This window comes from Actinomadura litoris (genome assembly GCF_009733595.1).
Taxonomy (GTDB): Bacteria; Actinomycetota; Actinomycetes; order Streptosporangiales; family Streptosporangiaceae; genus Spirillospora; species Spirillospora litoris.
Genome location: NZ_WOFH01000002.1, coordinates 182320 through 206188, shown reverse-complemented (window position 1 = coordinate 206188; position 23869 = coordinate 182320). Strand labels below are relative to the sequence as shown.

Genomic DNA, 23869 nt, shown 5'->3' with positions numbered 1-23869 from the left:
GAAATAGGCGGAGGTCAGAGGGGTGCCGTCAGATATCGGGGCGGATCCGGAAGGCGCGCGGTAACGGCCGCGCGTATTCGGGGAACGGCGGAGACGGGGGTTATAACCACCACGCAGGCGCCTATCGAGCGGCCGCCGAGAGCGCCCGCCTCCAGGGCCGTCGTCAGCGCGAGGTCCCGGAGCGGATCGCCGAAGGTGTGGGCGCCGGTGAGCGGATGATCCCCACAGGCGCGTCGCGGGGCGGGGAGCGGAGCGCCGGACGGGCCCGGCGGGAGGACGATGATCAGCAGGCGCTGGTCCGGGCCGGCGGACTCGGGGGGCGTGAGCGGCGGGTTCGTCCGGCCGTGGAGGTCGTTGAGGGCCCTCGTGGTCGCCTGGACGGTTTCGTCGCCGTTGAGGAGGCCCAACGCGGCGGGCAGTTCGCGGTTGAGGAGAAGGCGCGTCCCGGGGGCGGGCGTCGCGAACGCGGCGAGAGCGGCGCTCGCCTCGGCCGCCCATTCCGGCATGTCCGAAACCGGGGCCATGCGGTAGTGGTTCATGGAGTACAGCGAGACGGAGCCGTCGTCGGTGCGGTGGGCGGCGGCGACCGCTCCCCAGGGGAGCGTCACCGTCCAGCCGTCCAGGAGGGCGAGGGTCGCGGGGACGCGCTGGACGGTCTCCGGCGCGCGGCCGAAGACCTGCTCGAAGACGTACCCGACCACCCACAGGTCCGGGGGCGCCGCCGGGCCGGTCACGCCTTCTCCCTGGCCGGACGGCGGGAGTGCCCGAGCGGGAGGCCCTCGGCGAGCGTCCGCCACCACGTCCACGGGGTCAGGACGGGACGCAGCAGCGCCATGCGGTGCAGGTCCCGGGGCGACAGCGGCGTCCCGCAGAAGACGACGTACGGGACGGCGCAGTAGGCGACGACGGCGACCGCGCCCCAGTCGGTGGGCAGCGACGCCGGCAGGGACGCCAGCACGGCCGCGAGCGTGCACACCGAGCGGGCGACCGTCCGGCCGGGGGACAGGCCCGCCGCCCGCAGGGACGCCGCGCGCCCCCGGCACGCGTGCGCGCGCGGGGTCAGGTGGCAGGGCACGACGACCCGGTCGGCCGGGCCCGGACCGCCCCCGACGACGCTCGCGAACCCCGGGTCGTGCGGGGCGCGGGCGAGGTCGAGCGCGCGGACGACCGGCAGGTCCGCCGGGATCAGGTCGAGCCGCCGCAGGTCGCGGCCGCGGGCCAGGGCGGCCCGCCGGGTCTGCGCCGACAGTACGGCTCCCTCGGCGACGACCAGCGCTCCGGCGCCGAGGGCGCCGTCCCAGCGCAGCGGCGCGCGGGGCGGCGGCGTGGGCAGCACCCGCAGGGCGGCGACGCGGCGGCGCAGGCGCGCGGCGTCGGCGAGGAGCACGGCCGCCACCAGCAGGGGCAGCCAGGTCACGCGAGCCTCTCCAGCCGGTCGGCCGCCTCGGCGGCGCCCCCGGCGGCGGCGAAGGAGTCGCGGACGCGGCGCGCGGCGGCCCGGTGCGGCCCGTCGGCGAGGACGGTCTCCAGCGCGGCGCGCAGTTCGGCGGCGCGGACGCGGGAGAACCGGACCGGGATCCCCGCGCCCGCCGCCTCGACCTGCCGCGCGATGATCGGCTGGTCGTCGCGGATCGGCGCGACCACCAGCGGCAGCCCGTGCGAGAGCGTCTCGCAGACGGTGTTGTGCCCGCCGTGGCAGACGACGGCCGAGAGCCGTTCGAGCAGCTTGAGCTGCGGGACGTGGTCGCGGACGAGCACGTTGCCCGGCACGTCGGCGAGCCCGGCCGGCCCGGCGATGACGGCCTGCGCGTCCAGCCCCCGGACGGCGTCGGCGGCGACCTGGAAGAACCGCTCGCCGGACGGCCCGTTGATCGTGCCGAGGGAGATCAGGACGGCGGGCCGGCCGTCCAGCCAGTCCCAGGGGAAGGCGCTCGCGGAGGGGCGGCCGAGAGCGGGGCCGACGAAGGCGAAGTGGCCGGGGAACGGCGAGGTGTCGCCGACCAGCGCGGCGGTCGAGAAGACCAGCACGAGGTGGTCGGAGAAGCGCGGGTCCGGCGGGCCCTGCACGCCGTGGGCGCCCTGGAACGCGCCGATCTGGTCGCGCACCCACTCCTCGATCCTCGGCATGCCCGCCAGCGGCCGGGCCAGCTCGGCGGAGGTGGTCGCCGAGGTCGCCCAGGGCAGCTCGCGGAGCCGGGCCACGACGGGCGCGGCGAGCACGAGTTGGTCGGCGACGACGACGTCGGCGCGGAAGCGGTCGATGGCGGTGCCGACGCCGGGCGTCATCGCGTGCCCGAGGGGGACGACGAACTCCTCCCAGAGGAAGCGGAACGCGGCGGGGCCGCGCAGCTTCAGCCACGCCTCGCGGAGCGCGGGCAGCCGGGCGGCGAAGCCGGGGTCGACCGAGGTGAAGATCCGGGACCCGGCGCGCAGGAGGGGTTCGAGGGTGGTGCGGTGGCCCGTCCAGGCGACCTTGTGGCCGCGCCGGACCAGCTCGGCCGCCACCGCCACGGTCGGGTTGACGTGCCCGGTGAGCGGCGGGACGGCGAACAGGAACCGCCGCTCGGGCCGCTTCCCGCGCGCGGCCTGCGGAAGCGGCCGGTCGCCGAGCAGGGACGGCACCTGGACGCGGCGCGGGCTCATCGCGCTCCCCCGCCGCCGGGCACGCGGGTGCCCGCGTGGTGGGCCAGCCACGGCAGGAGGACCTCCAGGAGCTCGGCCGTCCTGTCCTGCAGAACGTCGTGGGCGCAGCCGGGCATGACGTGGAGCGTGCAGCCGGGGACGGAGCGCGGCAGCAGCCGCCCGGCCTCCAGCAGGTCCGAGTGCTCGCCGTAGACGGCGAGGACCGGGCAGGCGAGGGCGGCCAGGTCGGCGGGGCCGAGGGGCCCCGCCGCGGCGAGGTCCTCCAGCAGGGTCGTGCCGTTGATCAGGGCTCCGGCGGTCGCGGCGAACCGCCCGCTGCGCCGCCAGCCGAGCGCGCGGAACCGCTCGGCGGGACGGTCGTGCTCCAGCATCAGCGCGAACTCCCCGAGCGTGTTGAGCAGGCCCTCGTTCCACTCGGCGGGACGCTCGGACGGTCCGTGCGCCTCGATCAGCGCGAGCCCCGCGACCCGGTCGGGGGCGGTCAGGGCGGCGTTGAGCGCGACGGCGCCGCCCCAGCTGTTGGCCACCAGGTGCACTGGCGCGGTGTGGCCGAGCGCGTCGAGGAGGGCGAGCAGGTCGGCGACGGCGTCGGCGGGCCCGTACCCGGTGGGCGGGCACTCGGTGAGGCCGTGCCCGCGCAGGTCGTACAGGACGGCGCGCGCCCCGGCCGCCGCGACGGGGCAGGCGAGCGTGCAGTAGAAGCTCGACAGGTTGTCGCGGACGAGCCCGTGGACGAACACGACGACGGGCGCGCCGGGGTCGTCCGGGCCCATCGTCCGCACGTGGAAGCGGACACCGCGCGCGACGACCTCGGACCGCACGGTGGCCTCGGACCGCACGGTGGCCTCAGACCGCGCGAGGGCTTCGGACCGCGCGGCGGCCTCAGACCGCGCGAGAGCTTCGGACCGCGCGAGGGCCTCCGGCGGCGCGAGGGCCTCAGACCGCGCGACGGCCTCAGACCGCCCGAGGGCCTCGGACCGCGCGAGGGCCTCAGACCGCGCGGTGACCTCCGGTGGCGCGGTGGCCTCGGGTGGCGCGGTGACCTCAGGCATGGGCGGCCTCGATGTGGGCGACGACGTCGCCGACCGTCAGGCCCACGATCCGGTCGATGTCGAGCGCGGCGATGAAGGCCGGGAAGTCGACGCCCGTGTAGCGCTCCCTGAGCAGCTCGACGAGCGCCACGAACTCGATGCTCTCCAGGGCCAGCTCGTCGCCGAACGTGGTGTCGGGGCCGACCTCCACGTCCAGGAGGAAGTCCTCGCCCACCACCTCGGTCAGCATCCGGACGACCTCGTCCAGCACGTCGCTCATGCTCTGCTCTCCTCCATGTCGGTGCCTCCGGAGGCCGCCGTCCAGGCGACGACGTGACCGTCCAGCTCGCGGGTCGGCACGGTGGTGACGGTGCCGTCGCCCGCGACCAGCACCCGGCCGGGCTCGACCGCCGTCACGACCAGGTCGGGCCGGTCCCGGCCCGCGGGCAGGTAGTGCAGCACGGCCTGCTTCGCCGCGCGGACCTGCGCGTTCTCCACGCCCCCTGACAGGTCGGCGAGGCCGATGCCCGCCGGTTCCCCGCCCGGCCGGACGATCGCGGCGCCGAGGTCGCCGTCGCAGGCGATCGACAGCGTCAGCGGCTCGCCCATCGGCCCGGTGACGGTGGGGCGGTGCGGGCCGCCGTCCCGGACGGTCAGCTCGGCGGGGAACAGCGGCCCGTGGCCGGCGCGCCAGAGGTGGTCGCGGACGGCGTCCTTGGCGGCGATCCGGCCGAGCAGCCACGGCCCCTGCGCGAACGAGGGCAGCGCCTCGTACTCGGCGCGTTCGGCGGCGCACAGGTACTGGCGCATGAGCAGGTCGCGGGACGCGGCGCCGTCCCAGTGCCGGCGGGCCAGGCACCAGCCGCCCTCCTGCGGCTCCCCGGTGCCGGACACCTCGGGCGTGAACCGCATCCGCCAGACGGCCTCGTCGGTGTAGAAGCGGTGCGTCGTCCAGCCGTCGACGCGCGCCCACAGGCTCCCGTCGGGGCGGACCATCTCGACCGCGCAGCGCATGGTGGTCTCGGTCAGGGTCAGGTTCCAGACGGTCGTCCTCAGCCGCTCACCCTCGGGCGGCAGGGGCCCGTACAGGGAGAGCCGCTCGATGCCCACGGGGAAGACGGTCTGGTCGTCCTCGCCGTAGACCTGGATCCAGTGCCCGCACAGCTGCCCGGCGCTGTCCAGGAGCGCGCCGGGCGTGGGCAGGACGGTGAGGACGCCGCGCAGGCCGTCCTGCGCGAGCGCCGTGATCTCGGTGACGCCGCGGAACAGCGGGCCGTGGAACATCCAGCGTTCCTCGTACAGCCGGTCGGCGGTGACGACGGGCGGGCCCTCGCCGGTCAGCGGGGTCCGGTCGGGGGTCGGCGGCATGGGGTGGGACGCGTCGAGCAGGACCGTCCCGTCGGTGTGGCCGGGGATGACGACCTTCACCCGGCGCGGGCCGCCGTCGTCCTCGACCAGGTGCGCGCGGATGTCGGCGCAGGTCGGCGGCGCCGCCACCACCCACCGGACGGCGCGGACGTCGGCGAAGCCGACGACCACCAGGTCCGGCAGCAGCTCGCGGGCGGCCGCGGCCATCACCTCCAGCAGCGTCGCCAGCGGCACGATCGGGAACCGGTCCGACATGTCGGGCCAGTCGGGGGGCTGCGGGAACACGCAGTGGTCGGCGAGGAACGGCATCGCCTCCAGCGAGAACACCCGCGAGACGACCAGTCCGGCCGCGTCGGGCGGCGGGTCGCCGGGGGCGGGGCCGCCGCCACCGCCGCTCCCGAGGGCCTCCAGCACGGTCTGCGCGCCGGACGTCGCGTCGTTGAGCAGCGCCTCCAGCTCCGCGATGACGGGGTCGCCGTCCGGCAGCGGCGGGACGCCCGAGCCGGTGCCGATCGGCGGGACCGCGCCGTCCAGCCGCACCAGCGGGGTGCCGAGGTCGAGCCGCATCCCCCCGGCGGGCTCGGGCGGCGCCGGGGACGCGCCGTACCCCTCGGCCCACAGCGCCGCCACGACCCGGCGGAGCTGCGCCATCCCGTCGCGCTTCGGCACGTTCACCGCGATCGCGAGGTGCTCGCGCGCGCCGAGCCGGTCGCCGACGAACCCGGTGAGGCTGCCCGGCCCGACCTGGACGAACGCCCGCACGTGCGCGGCGCCGTACAGCTCCTCGATCAGCTCGCTGAACCGCACGGGCTCCAGCAGGTGCGCGGCGACCAGCGCCCGCACCGCCTCGGGCGAGGACGGGAACGGCGCCACCGTCGTCGCCGACCACAGCGGCACGCGCGGCGCGCGGACCGGCAGCGCCTCGAACGACCGCCGCACCCGCTCCCCGTAGACCTCGGCGGCCGGGGTGTGGAACCCGGTCCGGAACGGCAGCTCCCGCCCGAGGACGCCCTCGGCCGCGAGCCGCCCGAGGATCTCCCGCACCTCGCCCGCCGGGCCGCACACCACCGACTGGTGCGGGCAGTTGTCGTGGCTGACGTGGACGCCGGGCCGCCCCCCGATCGCCTCCTGCGCCTGGTCGGCGCCGCAGCCCAGCGCCGCGTACACCAGGTCGGGGGCCTCGCCGGGGTCGCCGTCGAGGGACGCGGCGAACGCCTCCACCGCGTCCGCGTCGTACACCCCCGCGACGGTCATCGCGGTCCACTCGCCGAGGCTGTGCCCGGCCGCGACGTCGGGCTCGACGCCCAGTTCGGCGAGCGCGGCGGCCAGCAGCCGCCCGACGCCCATCACGTCGGCGGCGTGGCCGATCATGTCGGTGCGGCCGGTCGGGACGAACCGCGGCAGCCCGAAGTGCCGGGCGACGTCGTCCACCCGGGGGTCGAAGGCGGGCTCGAAGCCGGGGAACAGGAACGCCAGCCGCCCGCCGCCCGCCAGCAGCGGGCGCGGCGCGAACCACACGTCGCTGCGGCCGCGCCAGGCCGTCCCGCGCTGCACGACGGCGCGCGCGAGGTCGAGGCGGCGCGGGGTCGGGCCGACGATCGCCAGCCGGACCGGCAGGTCGGGGACGACCTCGGGCAGCCGCGCGAGCAGCCGCTCGTCGGGCACGGCGAGCAGCTCGGCCAGCTCGTCGGTCGTGCGGGCCGCGAGCCGCAGCACGCCCTCCTCCGCGTCGGGCGGCCGCAGCCGGCGGGGCGCCCGGGTCGAGGGCGGCTCCTCCAGGATCACGTGCGCGTTGGCGCCGCCGAACCCGAAGGCGTTGACGACGGCCCTGCGCGGCGCGTCCCGCAGGCGGGCCCATTCCGCCGCCTCCCGGACGAGCCGCAGCCGCCCGCCCTCCAGCGCGGGATGCGGGTCGCTCGCGTGCAGGGTCGGCGGGAGGACGCCGTCGCGCAGCGCGAACGCCGCCTTGATCAGCCCCGCGATCCCGGCGGCGGGCATCGCGTGCCCGATCATCGACTTGACGGTGCCGAGCCCGATCGGCGGGCCGGCGGTGCCGAACACGCGGCGCAGCGTCGCCAGCTCCGCCTCGTCGCCCGCCGGGGTCGCGGTGCCGTGCGCCTCGACCAGCCCCACCGCGCCCGGCGCGGCCGGGTGCAGGCCCGCGTCCCGCCAGGCGCGCTCGACCGCGAGGACCTGGCCGTCCACCAGCGGGCTCATGATGCTGGACGCGCGCCCGTCGCTGGAGGACCCGGTGCCGAGGATCACCGCGTGGATCCGGTCGCCCGCGCGGACCGCGTCCGACAGCCGCTTGAGCAGCACGACGCCGGTGCCCTCGGCGAGCAGCGTCCCGTCGGCGGCGCGGTCGAACGGGCGGATGGTGCCGGTCGGGCTCAGCGCCCTGAGCTGGCTGAAGACGCTCCACACGGTCGCGTGGTGGGCGTGGTGGACGGCGCCCGCGAGCATCGCGTCCGCGTGCCCCCCGCGCAGCGCCCGCACCGCCTGCTCCACCGCGAGCAGCGAGGACGCGCACGCCGCGTCCAGCGTGTAGGCGGGGCCGCGCAGGTCGAAGCGGTTCGCGATGCGGGAAGCGGCGAAACTCGGCACGAGCCCGATCGAGGCGTCCGGGTCGTCGGGCCCGAGCCGGTCGCAGAACGCGCGGCGGATCTCCTCCAGCCGCTCCCGCGCGAGGCCCGGCAGCAGCTCCGCGAGGACCCCCGCGAGCTGGTGCGACGTGCGGACCCGCTGGTCGAACCGCGCGACGCCCGGCGTGATGTAGCCGCCGCGCCCGATCACCACGCCGATCCGCTCCCGGTCGGGCAGCCGCTCGTCGCCGCCCGCGTCCGCGATCGCCTCGCCCGCCGTCCGCAGCGCCAGGAGCTGGTCGGGCTCCATGCCCCGCACCGACGCGGGCATGATCCCGAACCGCGCGGGGTCGAAGGTGGCCAGCTCGTCGACGAACCCGCCGCGCCGGCAGTAGAACCGGTCGCTCTGCGGCGCCCGCCCGTAGGCCGCCGGGTCGTAGTACAGCGCGGGATCCCACCGCCCCGCCGGGACGTCGGTGATCGCGTCGAACCCGGCCAGCACGCCCCGCCACAGCTCGGCCGCCGACCCGGCGCCGGGGAACACCGCCCCGGCGCCGACGATCGCGATCGGCTCCCGCTTGTCGATCACCGGGCCGTCCCGTTCCAGGGCGCGCGGGAGGTCGGGGCCGGAGCGGCCGTCCCGGTGAACACGACCTGCGTCTCGTCGCCGTGCGCGATCTCCCGCAGCAGCGCGGCCGTCCCGGCGTCGGGGTCGATCAGCCCGACGCCGCGCCGCGCGTACTCGCGCGCCAGCTCCGGCGACACCATCCCGCCGCCCGCCCACGGCCCCCAGTCGGCGACGAGGACCCGGCCTTTCAGCCGCGTCCGCCATACGTGGGCGAGCGTGTCGCACGCGTCGTTGGCCGCCGCGTAGTCGGCCTGCCCCCGGTTGCCGTGCACGCCCGCGACGCTGCCGAACACGACGAAGAACCCCACGTCGGGGCGGACGGCCGCCGCGAGCGCGCACGCGCCGTCCACCTTCGTCCGGTACACGCGCTCGAACGAGCCGGGCTCCTTGTCGCGGACGAGCCGGTCGTCGACGAGCCCCGCGCCGTGCACGACCCCGTCCAGGCGGCCGTGCCGCAGATACACCCGCTCGACGACGTCGCGCACCGCCGCCGGGTCGCGGACGTCGCCCGCGTGGTACCGGACGGACGCCGCGTCCGCGCGCAGCGCCTCCAGGTTCCGGCGGACCTCCCGCTCGGCCAGCACCCGCCGGACCGTCGCCTCGACCTGCGCCGGGGTGCGCCCGCCGCGCGCGACGAGCGCCTTCCGCAGCGCGGCCTCGTCCGCCAGGTCCGCGAAGGCGGGCTCGGCCTCCTCGGTGCGCCCCATGACCTCGATGTGGCAGCCGCTCGTCGCGGCGAGCGCGCGCGCCACCCGCGCGGTGATGCCCCGGGCTCCCCCGGTGAGCAGCACGACGCCGTCCGGGCCGAGCCCGGTGACCGGCGCTCCCGCGAGGTCGGCCCGCACGACCGTGAGGCCCCGCCGCGCGTCCCCCTCGTGCCCGACCACGACCGGCTGCTCCGCGTGCGACATCTCGGCGAGGATCCGCTCCGCGATCGCCTTGGGCGTGTCCTTGGTGTCGACGTCCACGGCGCGGACGAGCGTCTCCGGGTACTCCCGCGCGACGGTCCGCGCGAGACCCCGCAGGCCCGCGCCCGGCACCGGGTCGCCCACCGGCCCGCCCTCCCGGCCCTGCCCGAACCCGCCGCCCGCGCCGCTCGCGACGACCAGCCAGCGCAGGCCGCCGGCGAGCGCCCGCCGGATCCCCTCGTAGGCGGACGGCAGCACCGCCGTCGCGCCGGGCCGCAGCGCCGCGAGGTGGACGAGCCCGTCGCACGCCTCCTCATCCGCTGTGTCACCCCCCGCGTCGCCTTCCGCGTCGCCTTCCGCGGCCAGGGTCGGCGGCGTCCGCACCTGCGCGCCGTGCCGCTCCAGCAGGTCGGCCAGCTCCAGCGCGATGCCGCGGCCGTCGTCCACGATCAGGAACCGGCGCCCGGCGAACGCCGCGCCCGCCCCGTCCGGCACGGGCAGCGGCTCCAGCGGGACGGTCCGCACGACCTGCCGCACCAGCCCCCCGCCGCCCGCCGGGGCCTCCTCCAGGGGCGCGGGGCCCGACAGCGCCGACGTGCCCACATGCGTGCCCGGCTTGGGCGTGCCCGGCACCGGCACGCGGCGGCGCGGCGCCTGGTAGAGGCCGGGACGGGACGTCAGGTCGGCCCGCAGCCGGCGCACGATCCCGCCGATCGTGGTGATCCGCGCGAGCTGCTCCAGCGTCGCCTCGTCGGCCGCGAGGCCGACGCGCTCGGCCAGCTCGGCGGCGATGACGGAGCGCTTGATGGAGTCGATGGACAGGTCGGCCTCCAGGTCGAGGTCGTCGCCGAGCATCGACTCCGGGTAGCCGGTCCGGGCGCCGATCACCGACAGCACCGACGCGCGGACGTCGGGCGCCGGCGCCTCGTCCCGCGGAACGGGCCGGGGAGCGCGCGGCGAGGGCACCGGCGGGGCCGGGGGCGGGGGCGGCGGCGCGGCCCCGGGCGAGCCGAGGTGGCGCAGCACCACCTCGCGCTGCGCGGCGACCATCTCGCGGCCCGCGCGCAGGAACTCCAGGACGGCGGCCTCCGAGCCGGGTTCCGGGCGTTCGCTCATCGTTCCTCCTGTGACACGCTGGGCTCCGACGCGCCGGGCGGGGCGGAGCGCGCCGTCGGGGTAGCCGCCGTCGGCGGTGCGGACGAGATGGCCGTTCACCAGCCACCCGGGCTCCTCGGACGGGGCGGGGGCGTCGCGTCCGGCGAACAGGGGCAGCGGGTCGACCGGCACCCCGGCGGCGGCCAGCTCCGCGAGCGCGAGCAGGAACCGGCGCAGCCCCCGCTCGCCGGGAACGTCGCAGCTCACGGCGGTGTGCGGGCGGCCGTCCAGGATCGCGCCGACGAGGCCGGTCAGCACGCGCCCCGGGCCGGCCTCGACGAACACCCGCGCCCCCGCCGCGTGCATCGCCTCGATCTGCTCGACGAAGCGGACCGGCGCGGCGAGCTGCCCGGCGAGCGTCGCGGCGAGGTCGGCCGGGTCGCCCTCGTGCGGCGCGGCGGTCGTGTTGGACCAGACGGGGAACGCGGGCGGGCGCGGGTCGCGGGCGGCGAGGTCGGCGCGGAACGCGGCGGCGGCCGGGGCGACGAGCGGGCTGTGGAACGCGCACGCGACGGGCACGCGCTCGGCGCGCACACCGCGTTCGGCCAGCACGGCGAGCGCGCGTTCGAGGCCCGCCTCGGTGCCGGACACCACCACCTGCCGGGGCGCGTTGTGGTTGGCGATGACGATCTCGGAGACGCCCGTGATCGCCTCGCGGACCTCGCGCAGCGACGCGGCCACGGCCGCCATCGCGCCCGGCTCGGGCCCCGCCGCGCGCAGCACGGCCTCGGCGCGCGCGGCGCTCAGCTCGACCAGGCCGTCCTCGTCGAAGACACCGGCGGCGCAGAGCGCGGCCAGCTCGCCGTAGCTGTGCCCGGCGGCGAGGCCGGGGCGCACGCCGACGGAGGCGAGCAGGCGGTGCACGGCCAGCCCGGCGATGCCGAGCGCGGGCTGCGCGACGCGCGTGTCGGTCAGCGCGTCCCGGCGGCGGCGCTCCCCGTCCGGGGTGAAGGCGGCGGGCGGGAACATCGCGGCCGCGTACCGGCCGCCGCCGAGGCGCAGCAGGCGCTGGAGGCGGGGGAAGGCGACGAAGAGGTCGGCGAGCATGTCCGGCCGCTGGCTGCCCTGCCCCGGGAACAGGAACGCGACCCGCGAGGGCGGCACCGGCTCGCCCGACGCGACGAACACCCCGGGCGCGGCGCGGAACCCGGCGGCGGCGTCGAGCTTGTCCGCGAGGTCGTCCGGGCCGGTGGCGACCAGCGCGACCTGGACGCGCCCCTCCCCGGACGCGCAGGCGCGGGCCCGCGCGCGCAGGCTCCCGGGCAGCGCGCGGATCCGGTCGATCTCGGCGCGGGCGGCGTCCCGGTCCTCGCCGCGGACCAGGAACAGCTCGGCGGGCCACTCGGCCAGCCCCGACTCGGGCTCGGGCGCGCCGTCGTAGCCCGACAGCACGGCGTGGAAGTTGGCGCCGCCGAACCCGAACCCGCTGACCCCGGCGTACCGGTCGCCGGGCGCTGCGGGCCAGGGGCGGGCCGTCCGGCCGAAGGCGAAGGGGCCCGCGGGGTCCCACGCCTCGTTCGGGCGCTCCAGGTGCAGCGTCCCCGGCAGCACGCCGGTGTGCAGCGCGTACGCGGTCTTGATCAGGCCCGCGAGCCCGGCGGCGCACTTGGTGTGCCCGATCTGCGACTTGACCGAGCCGAGCGTGACGCTGCCGGGCGCCGCCCCGGCGAAGGCCGCGGCGAGCGTGTCCAGCTCGGTGCGGTCGCCGACCTCGGTGCCGGTGCCGTGCGCCTCGACGAGCCCGACCCCCGACGGCGCCACCCCCGCCCGCTCGTACGCGCGCTCCAGCGCGAGGCGCTGCCCCCGCGCGCGGGGCGCGGTGAGGCCGAGCGAGCGCCCGTCGCTGGACCCGGCGACCGACCTGACCACCGCGTAGACCCGGTCGCCGTCGCGTTCGGCGTCGGCGAGGCGCTTCAGCGCGACGCACGCGACGCCCTCGCCGAGCGCGATCCCGTCGGCGGAGGCGTCGAAGGCCGCGCAGCGCCCCGAGGGCGACAGCGCCCGGACGGAGGCGAACAGCAGGTAGTCGCGGATGCCGTTGTGCAGGTCGGCGCCGCCGCACAGCACCAGGTCGCTGCCGCCCGCCGCGAGGTCCTTGCAGGCGGCGTCGAGCGCGGCCAGGGACGCGGCGCAGGCGGCGTCGACGGTGTAGTTCGCGCCGCCGAGGTCGAGCCGGTTGGCGATCCGCCCGGCGATCACGTTGGTGAGCACGCCGGGGAAGGAGTCGTCGGTCGGGCGCGGGAGCTGCTCGTCCAGGCCGGGCGGCACCTCCCCCAGGTAGGACGGGAGCGTCGCGCGGATGCCGTAGGCGGCGGCGAGGTCGCCCGCGCCGTCCGCGCCGAAGTACACCGACGCGCGGGACCGGTCGAACGGGCGGTCGGCGTACCCGGCGTCCCGCAGCGCGCGGGAGGCGACCTCCAGCGCGAGCAGCTGGACGGGTTCGACGCTGCCGAGCGCGTTCGGCGGGATCCCGTAGGCGAGGGCGTCGAAGGGGACGTCCGGGATGAAACCGCCCCACCGCGACGGGGTCCGGCCGTCCTCGGCGGGGCCGAAGTACAGCCCGGCGTCCCAGCGCCCGGCGGGGACCTCGGTGACCGAGTCGACGCCGCCCACGATGTTCGCCCAGTAGGCGCCCGCGTCGGGCGCGCCGGGGAACACGCAGGCCATCCCGACGATCGCGATGTCGGCGGGCCGGGCGGGGGCGGCCGCGGGGTCGGCCGGGATCCCGAGCTCGGCGGCGCGGGCGGCCAGCAGCGCGGTCGCGCCCTCGGTGACCTCGGCGTGCAGGTCCGCGACCGCGGTGCGGGCCGAGCGCAGCGCCGCGACCTGGCCGATCATGAACAGGCCCTCGGCGCGCTGCTCGGCGGGCCCGACCGGCTGCGGGTCCGGCAGGGACGGGCGGCGGCGCAGCCCCTTGCTGGCGACGCGGAGCCGGCCGAGGTTCAGCTCCTCCAGCCGCCGCCACACCTCCCGCTTCGGCATGCCCACCGCCGTCAGCTCGCGGCGGGCCTCCTCGAACGCGATGACGTAGGGGGTGCGGGCGCAGCGGGTCGCGTGCCCGGGGGAGGTCTCCAGCAGCGCCGTCCCGGCGCACTCGACGGCGGCGTCCTGGTAGCCGGGCAGGATCGAGCCCGCCTCGACCGCCTCGGCGGTGAACAGGTACGCGGTGCCCATCAGCACGCGGATCTCGGCGCCCCGCGCGGCCAGCGGCCCCGCGAGCGCCGCGACCATCGCGGCGGACCGCGCGTCGTGGATCCCGCCCGCGAACATCACCGACAGCTCCGCCGCGTCGCCGCCGAACCCCATGAGCCGCTCGACCTGCGCCTCCCAGAGGGGGAAGCTCGCACGCGGGCCGACGTGCCCGCCGCACTCCTGCCCCTCGAAGACGAACCGGCGGGCGCCCTCGGCCAGGAACCGCTCCAGCAGCTCCGGCGCCGGGACGTGCAGGAACGTGCTGATCCCGGCGTCCTCCAGCGGCGCCGCCTGCGCCGGGCCGCCGCCCGCGACCACCGCGAACGGCGGCGCCGCCGCGCGGACCGCCGCGAGCTGCGCCTCCCGGACCTCCCGCGGCGCGAAGCCGAGGACGCCGACGCCCCACGGGAGCGTCCCGAGCCGGTCGGCGGTCTCGGCGAGCAGCTCCCGCACCCGGTCGCCGTCCTTCAGCGCCAGCGCGAGGAACGGCAGCCCGCCCGCGCGCGCCACCGCCTCCGCGAACCCCGGATCGTCGCTGACCTGCGTCATGGGCCCCTGGACGACCGGCGGCGCGGCGCCCGGCCGGGGCGCGAGCGGCGCGGCCCTGACGGCGGCGGCGAGGTGCTCGACGATCTCGTTCCGGACGGCCTGGACCACTCCCCCGGCGGTCTTGTACCGCGCCGCGAGCGACGCCGCGAGCGGGCCGTCCTGCCCGACGGGCAGGCCCTCCTCGCCCGGCAGGCCGGGGCGCGCGTACACGCGGTGGCCGTCGACGACCGCCGTCTCGCCGCCGTCCATCGCGGTGAGCGCGGCGACGACGGGCGCGGGCAGGTCCATCTCCCGGACGAGCGCGAGCTGCGCGTCCAGGACGACACCGGCCGCTCCCCCCGCCACCGCCGCCCCGGCCGTGTGCGGGCCGATCCCGCCCGCCGCGTACACCGGGACGTCCACGGCGGGATCGGCGGCGAGGCACTGGAGCAGCACGAACGCCGTCAGCTCACCGACCCGGCCGCCCGCCTCGCAGCCTCGCGCGATCAGGCCCGTCCCGCCGGTCCCGGTGAGCCCCTGGGCGACGGGCAGCGCCGCGGCGGCCTCCCCGGGGTCGACGACCTCGATCAGCAGCCGCCTGCCCCGGGCGAACCCGGCGACGTCCAGCGAGTCGTCGCGGATCAGGGCGGGCGCGTCGACCAGCACCGCCTCGACCGTGTCGGGCAGCTCCGCCGGGCGGACCTCGCAGTCCGCCGGGACGCGGACGCCGAACGGCCCCCTCCACCAGCGGCGCACGTCGGCGAGCGCGGCGAGCGCCGCCGCGCGGCCCCTGCCGAGGTCGAGCACGCCGAGCCCGCCCGCCCGCGCGACCGCCACGGCCAGCGGGGCCGCGGGACGGCCGAACGGGGTCACCCCGATGATCTCGGTCGCGGGGCGCTCGTCCGGGCGGCGGATCGGCGGCGGCTCGCGCCGCTCCGCCCCGTCCCGGACCTCGCCCGTGTCCGCCGCCATGCAACTGCCCCCCGACGTCCCGCGCGGCCCGACCCCGGCGGCGCGGCTTGAAACCCTGGCTCGACGGTGCGCCACACTACGGTCGGTGACATCGTGATCGCGGGGCGACACACCCGGGAACGCGGGCGGAACGGCACCGCAAAGGAGTTTGGGAGTTCCCTTGGCATGGGCAAAACCCCGTGCCGATCGCGCACCGCGACGGGTCCGTCACGCATAATGTCGGTTACACCCCGGAGCATTCGCGCACCGGGGGCCCAGGCGGCTCAGGCGGGTGCGTATGGCGACCCTCGATCCGGCGAACGGCACACCGGGGATCACGACGGCGACCCCGGGGAGGTTCCGGCTGCCGCTGCGCCGCCGGGCGGCCGCCGGGGACGGGCCCGTCCGCGCGGCGCTCGCCCCGCTGCTGTCGGCGCACCAGGCCGCCCACCCCGGCGCCGACCAGGCCGAGCTGCTGCGCGGGTACGCGGTCGCCGAACGGCTCCACCGGGGGCAGCTCCGCCGGTCCGGCGCCCCCTACATCACCCACCCGCTCGCGGTCGCGATGATCCTGGCCGGGATGGGCATGGACACCACCACGCTCGTCGCCGCGCTGCTGCACGACACCGTCGAGGACACCCCCTACACGATCGGGGAGGTCCGCGCCGGGTTCGGCGAGGAGATCGCCGTGCTGGTCGACGGGGTGACCAAGCTCGACGGCGAGCGCTGGGGCGAGCGCGCCGAGGCCGAGACGTTCCGCAAGATCGTGCTGTCGGCCGCCGACGACCTGCGGGTCCTGGTGATCAAGCTCGCGGACCGGCTGCACAACCTGCGGACGCTGCGCTACCAGCCCGAGCACAAGCGCGCCCGGTACGCCAAGGCGTCGCACGAACTGCTGGTCCCGTTCGCGGAGCGGCTCGGCATCCACGTCCTCAAGCGCGAGATGGACGACCTCGCCTTCGCCGCCCGCTCCCCGGACGCGCACGCCGCCACCGGCCGCGCCGTCCGCGCCGCGCTCCGCGACGCCGGAGAGGCGTTCGGCCCCGCCATGCGGCGGGTCCGCCGCTCGCTGGCCGAGCACGGCCTGCGGGCCGCGATGCGGGTCAGGCCGTCGCACCTGTACGCGGTCCACCAGTCGTTCCGCGGGCGGCTCGCCGGGCTGCGGCCCTGCGAGGCCGCCCGGCTGCTCCTCGTCGTGGACGGCTCCGAACGCGACTGCTACGTCGCGCTCGGCGCGGTCCACGCCGCGCTGCACCCGGTCGCCGGGCAGGTCCGCGACTACATCGCCGCACCCAAGGACAACATGTACCGGTCACTGCACACCCGGGTGATCAGCCCCGCCGGCGACCCGTTCGAGGTGATCGTCCGCAACCGCGCCATGCACCCGGTCGCCGAGTACGGCATCGTCGCCCACGTCCGCGACGCGGCGGACGGCGCGTCCGGCGGCACCGCCACCGCCGTCGCGGGCCGCCGCGACCTGGTCTGGCTCAGCCGCCTGCTCGCCTGGCAGTCGGGCGCCACCTCCGCCGCGTTCCTGGACGGCCTGCGCGCCGACCTCGCCGCCGACCTCGCCGCCGGGAACGTCGCCGCGCTCACCGCGCGCGGCGAGGCCGTGCCGCTGCCCGCCGGGGCGACCGCGCTCGACTTCGCCTACGCCCAGGGCCCCGCCGTCGGCGACCGCTGCATCGGCGCCGTCGTCAACGGGCGGCTCGCCCCGCTGTCGGTGCAGATCCGCAGCGGCAACGTCGTCGAGATCCTCACCGACCCGTCCGGCGCCCCGTCCGAGGACTGGCTCGACCTCGCCGCCACCGTGTCGGCCCGCGTCCACATCCGGCTCGGCCTGGCCAGGCGGCGGGCCGAGGAGGCCGCCGAGGCGGGGCGGCGGCGCCTCGTCCAGGCCCTGGCCGGGCGGCACGTCGACCTGCTCGCCGCCGAGGCGCGCGGGGAGTCCCTGGCCGTCGCCCGCGCCCTCGGCTACCCCGAGACCGACGCCATGTACGGCGCGCTCGCCACCGGCGCCCTGTGCCTGGACGACCTGCTCGCCCGCTTCGCCCGCCCCTGATCACCGCCCCACTACGCTGGGCCGCATGAGCGACGAGAGCCCGTTCGAGTACGGCATCGACGGCCCCAAGGTGATCGTCGTCGGGGTGGACGGCTCAGACACCTCGCTGCGCGCGGGCGCCTACGCCTGGGGCCTCGCCCGGCGCGGCGGCGGCCGGCTGGTGATCGTCCAGGTGTCCGGGACCGCCGCGCTGACGACGCTCACCCCCGGCGGCGCCGCCGTACTGCGCGAGGCCGCCGACGAGACCACCGCCTACCTGCGCGGCGAGCTGGAGCGGGCCGCCGCGAGCACTCCCGTCCCCTACGAGCTGGTCACCGAGCTGGGCGACCCCTACACCGTGCTCGCCCGCGTCGCCGACGAGACCCGCGCCGACGCCGTCGTGGTCGGCGCGTCCACGCAGGCCGGGCACCGGCTGATCGGCTCGGTCGCCGTCCGCCTCGTCCGGACGGGCCGCTGGCCGGTCACCGTCGTGCCCTGACCCGCCGCCCGGTTGACCGGGCCGCGCGATGGAAAGGTAACCGACCAGGGGAAACCGGCTCGGGGATGAGAGCGCGGAGGGTCGCGATGCCAGATCCATGCCTGACGGAACTCCGGTGGGCGGGGTCGTGCCTGCGGGTCGCCGGCCGCGTCAAGCGGGCCGCCGCGCCCGCCGGGGTCCCCGAGGTCGAACTCCTGCTGCGCGAGCGCGACGGCGGCTGCCTCCTGCGGGTGCCCGCGTCCGTCAGCGCGGCGGACGACGCGATCGGCTTCGAGGCGATGGTGGACGTCGCCTCCATCGAGGGCGGGTATCCGCTGCCCGGCGGGCTGTGGGACGTGCACGTCGCGATGGGAGGGCCGGCGGACTGCGTCGTCCTGCCCCTCGGCCGCGACCGCGCCGCGGCCGTCGACGCCTCACCGCAGCGCCGGTTCCTGCCCGGCTCCAGCACGGTCACGGCCTACTTCGGCTTCCAGGGCGGGCTCGCGATCGACGTCGGCGGCCGCCCGCACGCCGCCGGGTCCGCCCCCGCCGACCTGCTGGCCTGGGACGAGCGCGACGAGGAGGTCTCGGTGACCGGCCACCTCGACCTCCAGCGGATCACGATGCCGATCTCCGGCACGCTGAACCTGCTGGAGCGCCGCACCCGCCGGTCCTACCAGGTGTTCGCGACGCTGGAGGAGCTGGCGGGCCGCCTCGGCTACACCGCCAGGGTCCCGGTGACGCGCGCGTTCATCGACGACCCGCTGCCGCGCGGCACCTGGGACGTCACGCTCCGCCTCGGCTTCTCGGGCCTGCGCCGCGAGCTGCGGGTGCTGGCGCCCGGCGTGCCCGTCGACGTCCAGGTGTGGCGGCGGCTCCGCCACGTCCGCGTGGTCTCCAGCACCGCCCCGGACCCCCTGACGATCACCGTGGGCCGCGGCTGACCGCGCCCGGCCGGGCGCCCCGGCCGGGCGCGGTCAGAACTCTCCGTGCCTGTACCTGCGGCGCCGCGCCCGCGTCAGGCGCGGCCCGTCGCCCATCGAGGCGGCCACCACCGCCGCCAGCAGCGCGACCACCGCGGCCCCGCCCGCCAGGTTGAGCCCGGCCGTGACGAGCGCCGCGTCCGGCGGCGCCTGCGGGAGCAGCGGCAGCGCCGCGACGACGAGGACGCCCGCCCCGCCGATCCAGCCGAACGCCCGGACCGGGCGCGCCGCCGTCGCCAGCAGCAGGTGCATCAGCGCGGTCGCCTGGATCGTCCCCGCCATCGCGCACAGCGCGTAGCTGGTGGCCGCGGCGGCCGTGCCGGTGTGCGGCCCGGCGAAGACCGGGATCCCCACCTCCAGCAGGCCGCGCACCCCCAGCACGACGACGAAGGCGAGGCCCGCCGCGAGCATCGAGCAGGCCAGCCCCGTCCACCACAGCGGACGCAGCGCCGGGTCGGACCCGGCGGAGATCTCCTCGTGCAGGGCGACGAAGTCCTGGTAGCGCTTGGCCGGCGCCTCCACCGGGCGTCTCCGCGCCGTGGAGGGACACCGGAACGACCGCTCGACGGGCCGTGGCGCAGGGCGGCCGGCGTGCCTGCCGGGCAGGCCGCCGGAGTACCGCCCGAATGGCGAATCGGGCATGTCCCCTCCCCCGGTGCGAACGAGTAGGTGCTACCCGGCACCGATCGGTGGAACTCCCCCAACCCGAACAATTTGCATCCCCTTGGCCACGTCCGGAAAAGGGAGAATCCCGAGGGCACGGCCCCCGGGACTCTCCGCGACCCGCCTCCCGGCGGGGACGGCTCAGACCTGCCCGGCGCGCTCCAGCGCCGCGCAGCAGGTGCCCGTGATCAGGCGGGCCACCACGTAGGGGTCGACGTTGGCGTTCGGACGGCGGTCCTCGATGTAGCCCTTCTTCTCCGCCTCGACCTGCCACGGGATGCGGACGGACGCGCCCCGGTCCGACACGCCGTAGCTGAACTCGCTCCACGCCGCGGTCTCGTGCATGCCGGTCAGCCGCCGCTCGATGTCGGCGCCGTACCCGGACAGGTGCTCCTGCGCCCTCTCCGCGAGCGCCTCGCACGCGGTGATGATGGCGTCGTAGCCCTCGCGCATGGCCTTGGTGGAGAAGTTGGTGTGCGCGCCCGCGCCGTTCCAGTCGCCCTCGACCGGCTTGGGGTCGAGGGTGGCCGCGACGTCGTGGTCCTCGGCGATGCGGTAGAGCAGCCACCGGGCGATCCACATGTGGTCGCCGACCTCCAGCGGCCCGGCCGGGCCGATCTGGAACTCCCACTGGCCGGGCATGACCTCGGCGTTGATCCCGGAGATCTTCAGGCCCGCGTCGATGCACGCGTCCAGGTGGGCCTCGACGATGTCCCGCCCGAAGACCTCGTCGGAGCCGACGCCGCAGTAGTAGAAGCCCTGCGGGGCCGGGTAGCCGCGCTCGGGGAAGCCCAGCGGGCGCCCGTCCTTGTAGAACGTGTACTCCTGCTCGATGCCGTACCAGGAGTCCTGCGCCGCGTACTGCTCGGCGACCGGGCGCAGCAGGGCCCGCGTGTTGGTGGGGTGGGGCGTCCCGTCCACGAGGTAGACCTCGCAGAGGACGAGCTTGTTGTCACCGCCCCGGATCGGGTCGGGACAGGAGAAGACCGGCTTGAGGACGCAGTCGGAGTTGTCGCCGGGCGCCTGGTTGGTGCTGGACCCGTCGAACCCCCAGTCGGGCAGGTCGGCGCCGTCGGCCAGGATCCGCGTCTTGGAGCGCAGCCGTGCGGTGGGCTCGGTGCCGTCGATCCAGATGTACTCGGCCTTGTAGCTCAACGTGGTCCCTCCGAGGGCCTTGTGGGTTCCGAGCGCCGTGGTCCCGGGCTCCGGACGCGCCGGCGCCGCGGGTTCCGGCGTCTCCGACGGTGCCAACGGGCCGTTTCGGACCTGTTGCCCAAATGTGAACGCCATGTAAAACGACCCCTGAGCAGGGCGAACGGGATGAGATGCTGCTCACACCCGCGAGGCGCCCCGCCGCGCCCGCCGGCGGACCGCGCCGGCATGCGGCCGGGACCGGCCACGCCCCCACCCGCCGCCGGCCGCCGGCACGGCCCGCGCCGCCCTTTCCCTTTCATGATCCAAAGCCGCGCCGCACCGTTTTCGCACCGTTCCATACGCGCCGCATTCCGCTTTCTCCTGGAAATGCGTGACCCGCCAGAACCGATGTGGGTATCGTGAGTTGCACCACCGGGTGTGCTCCGAGATCGATATCGGTCGATGACCCAGGACTGGCGCTGATGCGATGTGACCGGTTTCAACTCCATCCTTCCGGAGGGCGGATGGGCCCGGCTGGCGGGAGCGGGGGCCGCCCGTACTTTCCTGCCCGGCGAACTCATGCTCCACCAGGGGCGCAGGGACGATCACCTGCTCGTCCTGCTGCACGGCCGCGTCAAGGTGACCTGGCTCGGCGCGGACGGAAATGAGATTGTGCTCGCCGTCCGCGGCGCCGGCGACGTGCTCGGCGAAATCGCCCCGCTGAGCGGCACCGGGCATTCCGCGAACGTCACCGCGATCGACCGGTGCGCGGTGCGAATTGTCCCGCTCACCGAATTCGACCGGGCGATCAAGGAAATGAACTCCGCGCACGCGCTGATAAACCACGCGGTGAACCGGCTGCGCGAGGGCGAGATCTTTCGCGCCGAACTCCCCACGCTGCCGGCGGAGCAGCGGGTGATCCGGACCCTGCTGCGCCTCGCGGTCTCCCCCACGGCCCGGCACCGCCCGGGGAACCGCGCGGAGGTCCCCCTCGACCAGCGGGAGTTCGGCCGGACGGTCGGGCTGTCGCGCGGCGTGGTCTCCGGCGACCTGGCGAAGCTGAGCGCGCGGGGCCTCATCCAGACCGGCCGCGGCCGCATCCTCATCCACGATCTGGACGCGCTCCGCCGCATGGTGAACACCTGACCGCCCCTCGCGGCGGCCGGCCGCCGCCGGACGAGGAGCGGCCGGCCCGCGCGAGGGCGGACCGCCCCTGAAATTCAAGGCCGCTACGTCCGATAGATGACACACCGCAGGCGCGCCCTCCCGGAAGCTGGGCATGTTGGGCCGGGGTTCCCGGTCCCACCGCCTGCTGGTTCGACCGATCCAGCACGTTCGCGAGGACCATTCCATGCACGATGAGGAGATACTCGCCGAGCACTTCGTGTTCGGCGTCGACATCGAGAACTACAGCGGGCGCAGCACCCGGCACCAGGGGCTCCTCCAGGAGCGGCTGCGTTCGATCATCGAGGCCGCCGCGGACGAGGCCGGGCTCGACCCGGCCTCGTGGAAGGTGCAGGGGGAGGGCGACGGCCAGTACGTCGCGCTGCCCGCCGGCGCCGACCTCACCCGGGTCGTCGGGACGTTCGTCCGGGCGATCGACGACCGGCTGCGGCTCCATAACGAGGACCACAGCGCGAGCCTGGAGCTGCGGGTCCGGATCGCGATGCACTGCGACGTGTTCGTGCCCGCCGCCTTCGGCACCGCGGGGCCCGCCTTCGTCGAGGTGGCCCGGCTCCTGGCGGCGGGCCCGGCGCGCCAGGCCCTCAAGCGCGACCGCGACGCGGCGCTGGTCCTGCTGGTCTCGCGGGAGGTTTTCCGCAAGGTCGTCCGCTCCGACCTCGCCGCCCTGCGCGAGCGGGACTTCACCGAGATCCAGGTCAGCCATCCCGAGAAGGGATACGACAGGACGGCCCACATGCACCTGCCCCACTCCCGCCGCGCGGGCGACGCGCCGCCCCCCGAGGCCCCGCCGCGGCCCCCACCGCCGCAGACCCCACCGCCGCAGACCCCCGCACCACAGGTCCCCGCACCACAGGCACCCGCACCACAGGCACCCGCACCACAGGCACCCGCACCACAGGGCCCGCCGCCGGGGATCTCCTTCTCCGGCGACGGCAACCGGGGCATCGTCCTCGGCAACACCGCCGGCCGCGACATGAACATCAAGATCGAGGAGGCGCCCAAGGCCGATCCGCGCGCCGAGGGCATGAGGGCGTTCCGGCACCACGACTACGACGAGGCGGCCGAGCAGCTCCGCCGCGCCGCCGCGCAGGCCACGACCCCGCAGGACGCGGCGGGCCTGCGGTTCCGCCTGGCGCTCGCGCTCCTGCGCGGGCAGCGGCCCCGCCTGCACCGGCGCCCGACCATCCAGCGGGCCGAGCGCGAGCTCGGCAAGGTGCTCGCCCTCGACCCCGAGCACGCCGGGGCCCTGCTGCTCTGGGCGATCGTCAAGCAGGACTACTACGAGATGAACGGCTTCGACTACACCGGCCCGCCGCCCGAGCGGATGGTGGGCGCCCTCGTCCAGGCGCCGCTCGACCGGGGGCGGTCCGAGCTGGCGGCGGAGATCGTCGAGCACGTCCCGGCCTGGGACAACCCGATCTGGTCGACGGTCCGCATGCGGATCCGGCCGGCGGAGGACGGATGAACCCCACCGGCGAGACCGCGGCGGCGACGCCGGCGCCCGCCGCGGCGCGTCCGTCCCTGGCGGTCCGCGCCTACTTCGTGGCACCGCCGAGCGCGCGCGACCTCACGCTCGGACGGTTGTTCCTGTTACTGGGGCTCGCCGCGATCGTCGGGAGCTTCGTGCTGTACATCCTGTCGGTCGGCCTGTCGGCCTCGTCGCCGAGCACGGGCAGCATCCTCCTGCTGGTGTTCGCGATCTTCCTGGTCATCCTCGGGAACCTGGCCGGATGGCCGCTGCTCGTCTTCGCCGTCATCCGCTTCCACCGGTACCAGCGCCAGCGGGGCGCCCGGAGCGGCGCCGCGTCCGACCAGCAGATGGACTACTGGTTCAACCAGGACATGAACGCGATCGAGCAGCGGGCGTGGCAGGAGATGGGCATCCCGCGGGAGCTGGTCACCCGGCGCCCCCTCACCGTCGTGGGTCCCGCGCTGCCGACCGACTACGCGATGGGCCTGGACGGCAAGCCCCGCTACGCCAGCTACGAGGTGGCCGTGGTCCTGCTCACCGAACTCCAGGTGTGCGCCTACAGCTGCGTCCTGAACATGGTGACGGGGCTCCGCGAGCTGGAGACGACCCACGAGTTCATGCTCACCGACGTCACCTCGATCGGCACGATGAACGACCGGCTGGCCGCGCACGGCGGCGCGGCCAGCCCGGGCAACCTGATCAGGATGGCGGGCCCCATCGCCATGAGCTACCTGACCCCGGCCGATGTCAGCGTCCGGCAGGAGTTCCGGATCACGCTGACCAGCGGCGACGCCCTCGCCGTCAACGTCGGCTGCCATGTGAACGGGACGACGCTGAGCGACGAGCGCCTCCGCCACTACGTGCGCGGCACGGTACAGGCCCTGCGCGCGACGCTCCGCGAGATCAAGCGACCGAGGGACTGAGCAGG

General features: G+C 76.5%; 15 protein-coding genes. 6 read left to right on the top strand and 9 right to left on the bottom strand.

Annotation, left to right across the window (positions count from 1 at the left end; all coding sequences use genetic code 11):
- Positions 1–14: 14 nt before the first annotated feature.
- Genes GNZ18_RS05370 through GNZ18_RS05340 form a run of 7 tightly spaced genes read right to left on the bottom strand, consistent with a single transcriptional unit; the run spans position 15 to position 15007 of the window.
- A complete protein-coding gene (locus tag GNZ18_RS05370) occupies positions 15–734 on the bottom strand; it encodes a hypothetical protein (protein WP_156214994.1) in 720 nt (239 codons plus the stop codon).
- Positions 731–1417, bottom strand: coding sequence for a hypothetical protein (locus GNZ18_RS05365; protein ID WP_156214993.1), 687 nt, complete (start codon positions 1415–1417; stop codon positions 731–733). Before GNZ18_RS05365 ends, GNZ18_RS05370 begins: the two co-directional genes overlap by 4 nt.
- Entirely contained in the window at positions 1414–2643 is a 1230-nt protein-coding gene (locus GNZ18_RS05360) for a glycosyltransferase (protein WP_156214992.1), read from the bottom strand. The genes GNZ18_RS05365 and GNZ18_RS05360 overlap by 4 nt, the downstream gene beginning before the upstream one ends.
- Complete coding sequence (locus tag GNZ18_RS05355) at positions 2640–3695, bottom strand: alpha/beta fold hydrolase (RefSeq protein WP_216651173.1); 1056 nt, start codon at positions 3693–3695, stop codon at positions 2640–2642. Before GNZ18_RS05355 ends, GNZ18_RS05360 begins: the two co-directional genes overlap by 4 nt.
- Positions 3688–3954, bottom strand: a complete 267-nt coding sequence (locus GNZ18_RS05350; RefSeq protein WP_156214991.1) for an acyl carrier protein — start codon at positions 3952–3954, stop codon at positions 3688–3690. The genes GNZ18_RS05355 and GNZ18_RS05350 overlap by 8 nt, the downstream gene beginning before the upstream one ends.
- A complete protein-coding gene (locus GNZ18_RS05345) occupies positions 3951–8213 on the bottom strand; it encodes a beta-ketoacyl synthase N-terminal-like domain-containing protein (protein WP_173390658.1) in 4263 nt (1420 codons plus the stop codon). Before GNZ18_RS05345 ends, GNZ18_RS05350 begins: the two co-directional genes overlap by 4 nt.
- Positions 8210–15007, bottom strand: coding sequence for a type I polyketide synthase (locus GNZ18_RS05340; RefSeq protein WP_156214989.1), 6798 nt, complete (start codon positions 15005–15007; stop codon positions 8210–8212). Before GNZ18_RS05340 ends, GNZ18_RS05345 begins: the two co-directional genes overlap by 4 nt.
- A 277-nt stretch (positions 15008–15284) precedes the next feature.
- Between GNZ18_RS05340 and GNZ18_RS05335 the strand changes: the two genes are divergently transcribed.
- The 3 genes from GNZ18_RS05335 (at position 15285) to GNZ18_RS05325 (ending at position 18449) form a co-directional block, all read left to right on the top strand.
- Positions 15285–17048, top strand: coding sequence for a RelA/SpoT family protein (locus GNZ18_RS05335; protein WP_156214988.1), 1764 nt, complete (start codon positions 15285–15287; stop codon positions 17046–17048).
- 25 nt (positions 17049–17073) lie between these two features.
- Positions 17074–17526: a universal stress protein gene (locus GNZ18_RS05330; RefSeq protein WP_156214987.1), complete on the top strand. Its 453-nt coding sequence runs from the start codon at positions 17074–17076 to the stop codon at positions 17524–17526.
- 86 nt (positions 17527–17612) lie between these two features.
- On the top strand, positions 17613–18449 hold the full coding sequence (locus GNZ18_RS05325; protein ID WP_156214986.1) for a hypothetical protein: 837 nt from the start codon (positions 17613–17615) through the stop codon (positions 18447–18449).
- A gap of 33 nt (positions 18450–18482) precedes the next feature.
- Here the strand turns inward: GNZ18_RS05325 and GNZ18_RS05320 are convergent, their stop codons facing one another.
- Positions 18483–19010, bottom strand: coding sequence for a hypothetical protein (locus tag GNZ18_RS05320; protein ID WP_156214985.1), 528 nt, complete (start codon positions 19008–19010; stop codon positions 18483–18485).
- Positions 19011–19292: 282 nt separating this feature from the next.
- On the bottom strand, positions 19293–20306 hold the full coding sequence (gene glnII / locus GNZ18_RS05315) for a glutamine synthetase GlnII (protein ID WP_156214984.1): 1014 nt from the start codon (positions 20304–20306) through the stop codon (positions 19293–19295).
- 468 nt (positions 20307–20774) lie between these two features.
- Here glnII and GNZ18_RS05310 point away from each other — a divergent pair, with 468 nt between their 5' ends.
- From GNZ18_RS05310 to GNZ18_RS40730, 3 genes are all read left to right on the top strand, one after another.
- Entirely contained in the window at positions 20775–21431 is a 657-nt protein-coding gene (locus GNZ18_RS05310) for a Crp/Fnr family transcriptional regulator (protein ID WP_242886675.1), read from the top strand.
- A gap of 205 nt (positions 21432–21636) precedes the next feature.
- Positions 21637–22935 (top strand): hypothetical protein, encoded by a 1299-nt coding sequence (locus GNZ18_RS05305; RefSeq protein ID WP_156214983.1) that lies wholly within the window; start codon positions 21637–21639, stop codon positions 22933–22935.
- Complete coding sequence (locus GNZ18_RS40730) at positions 22932–23864, top strand: hypothetical protein (RefSeq protein ID WP_173390657.1); 933 nt, start codon at positions 22932–22934, stop codon at positions 23862–23864. The genes GNZ18_RS05305 and GNZ18_RS40730 overlap by 4 nt, the downstream gene beginning before the upstream one ends.
- The last annotated feature ends 5 nt before the right edge of the window (positions 23865–23869 follow it).

Bases quoted from the DNA above. Each gene is read 5' to 3' on its own strand.
- GNZ18_RS05355 (WP_216651173.1), bottom strand. From the start codon at position 3,695: ATGCCTGAGGTCACCGCGCCACCCGAGGCCACCGCGCCACCGGAGGTC.
- GNZ18_RS05360 (WP_156214992.1), bottom strand. From the start codon at position 2,643: ATGAGCCCGCGCCGCGTCCAGGTGCCGTCCCTGCTCGGCGACCGGCCG.
- GNZ18_RS05335 (WP_156214988.1), top strand. From the start codon at position 15,285: ATGGCGACCCTCGATCCGGCGAACGGCACACCGGGGATCACGACGGCG.
- GNZ18_RS40730 (WP_173390657.1), top strand. From the start codon at position 22,932: ATGAACCCCACCGGCGAGACCGCGGCGGCGACGCCGGCGCCCGCCGCG.
- GNZ18_RS05325 (WP_156214986.1), top strand. From the start codon at position 17,613: ATGCCAGATCCATGCCTGACGGAACTCCGGTGGGCGGGGTCGTGCCTG.
- GNZ18_RS05350 (WP_156214991.1), bottom strand. From the start codon at position 3,954: ATGAGCGACGTGCTGGACGAGGTCGTCCGGATGCTGACCGAGGTGGTG.
- GNZ18_RS05340 (WP_156214989.1), bottom strand. From the start codon at position 15,007: ATGGCGGCGGACACGGGCGAGGTCCGGGACGGGGCGGAGCGGCGCGAG.
- GNZ18_RS05305 (WP_156214983.1), top strand. From the start codon at position 21,637: ATGCACGATGAGGAGATACTCGCCGAGCACTTCGTGTTCGGCGTCGAC.
- GNZ18_RS05330 (WP_156214987.1), top strand. From the start codon at position 17,074: ATGAGCGACGAGAGCCCGTTCGAGTACGGCATCGACGGCCCCAAGGTG.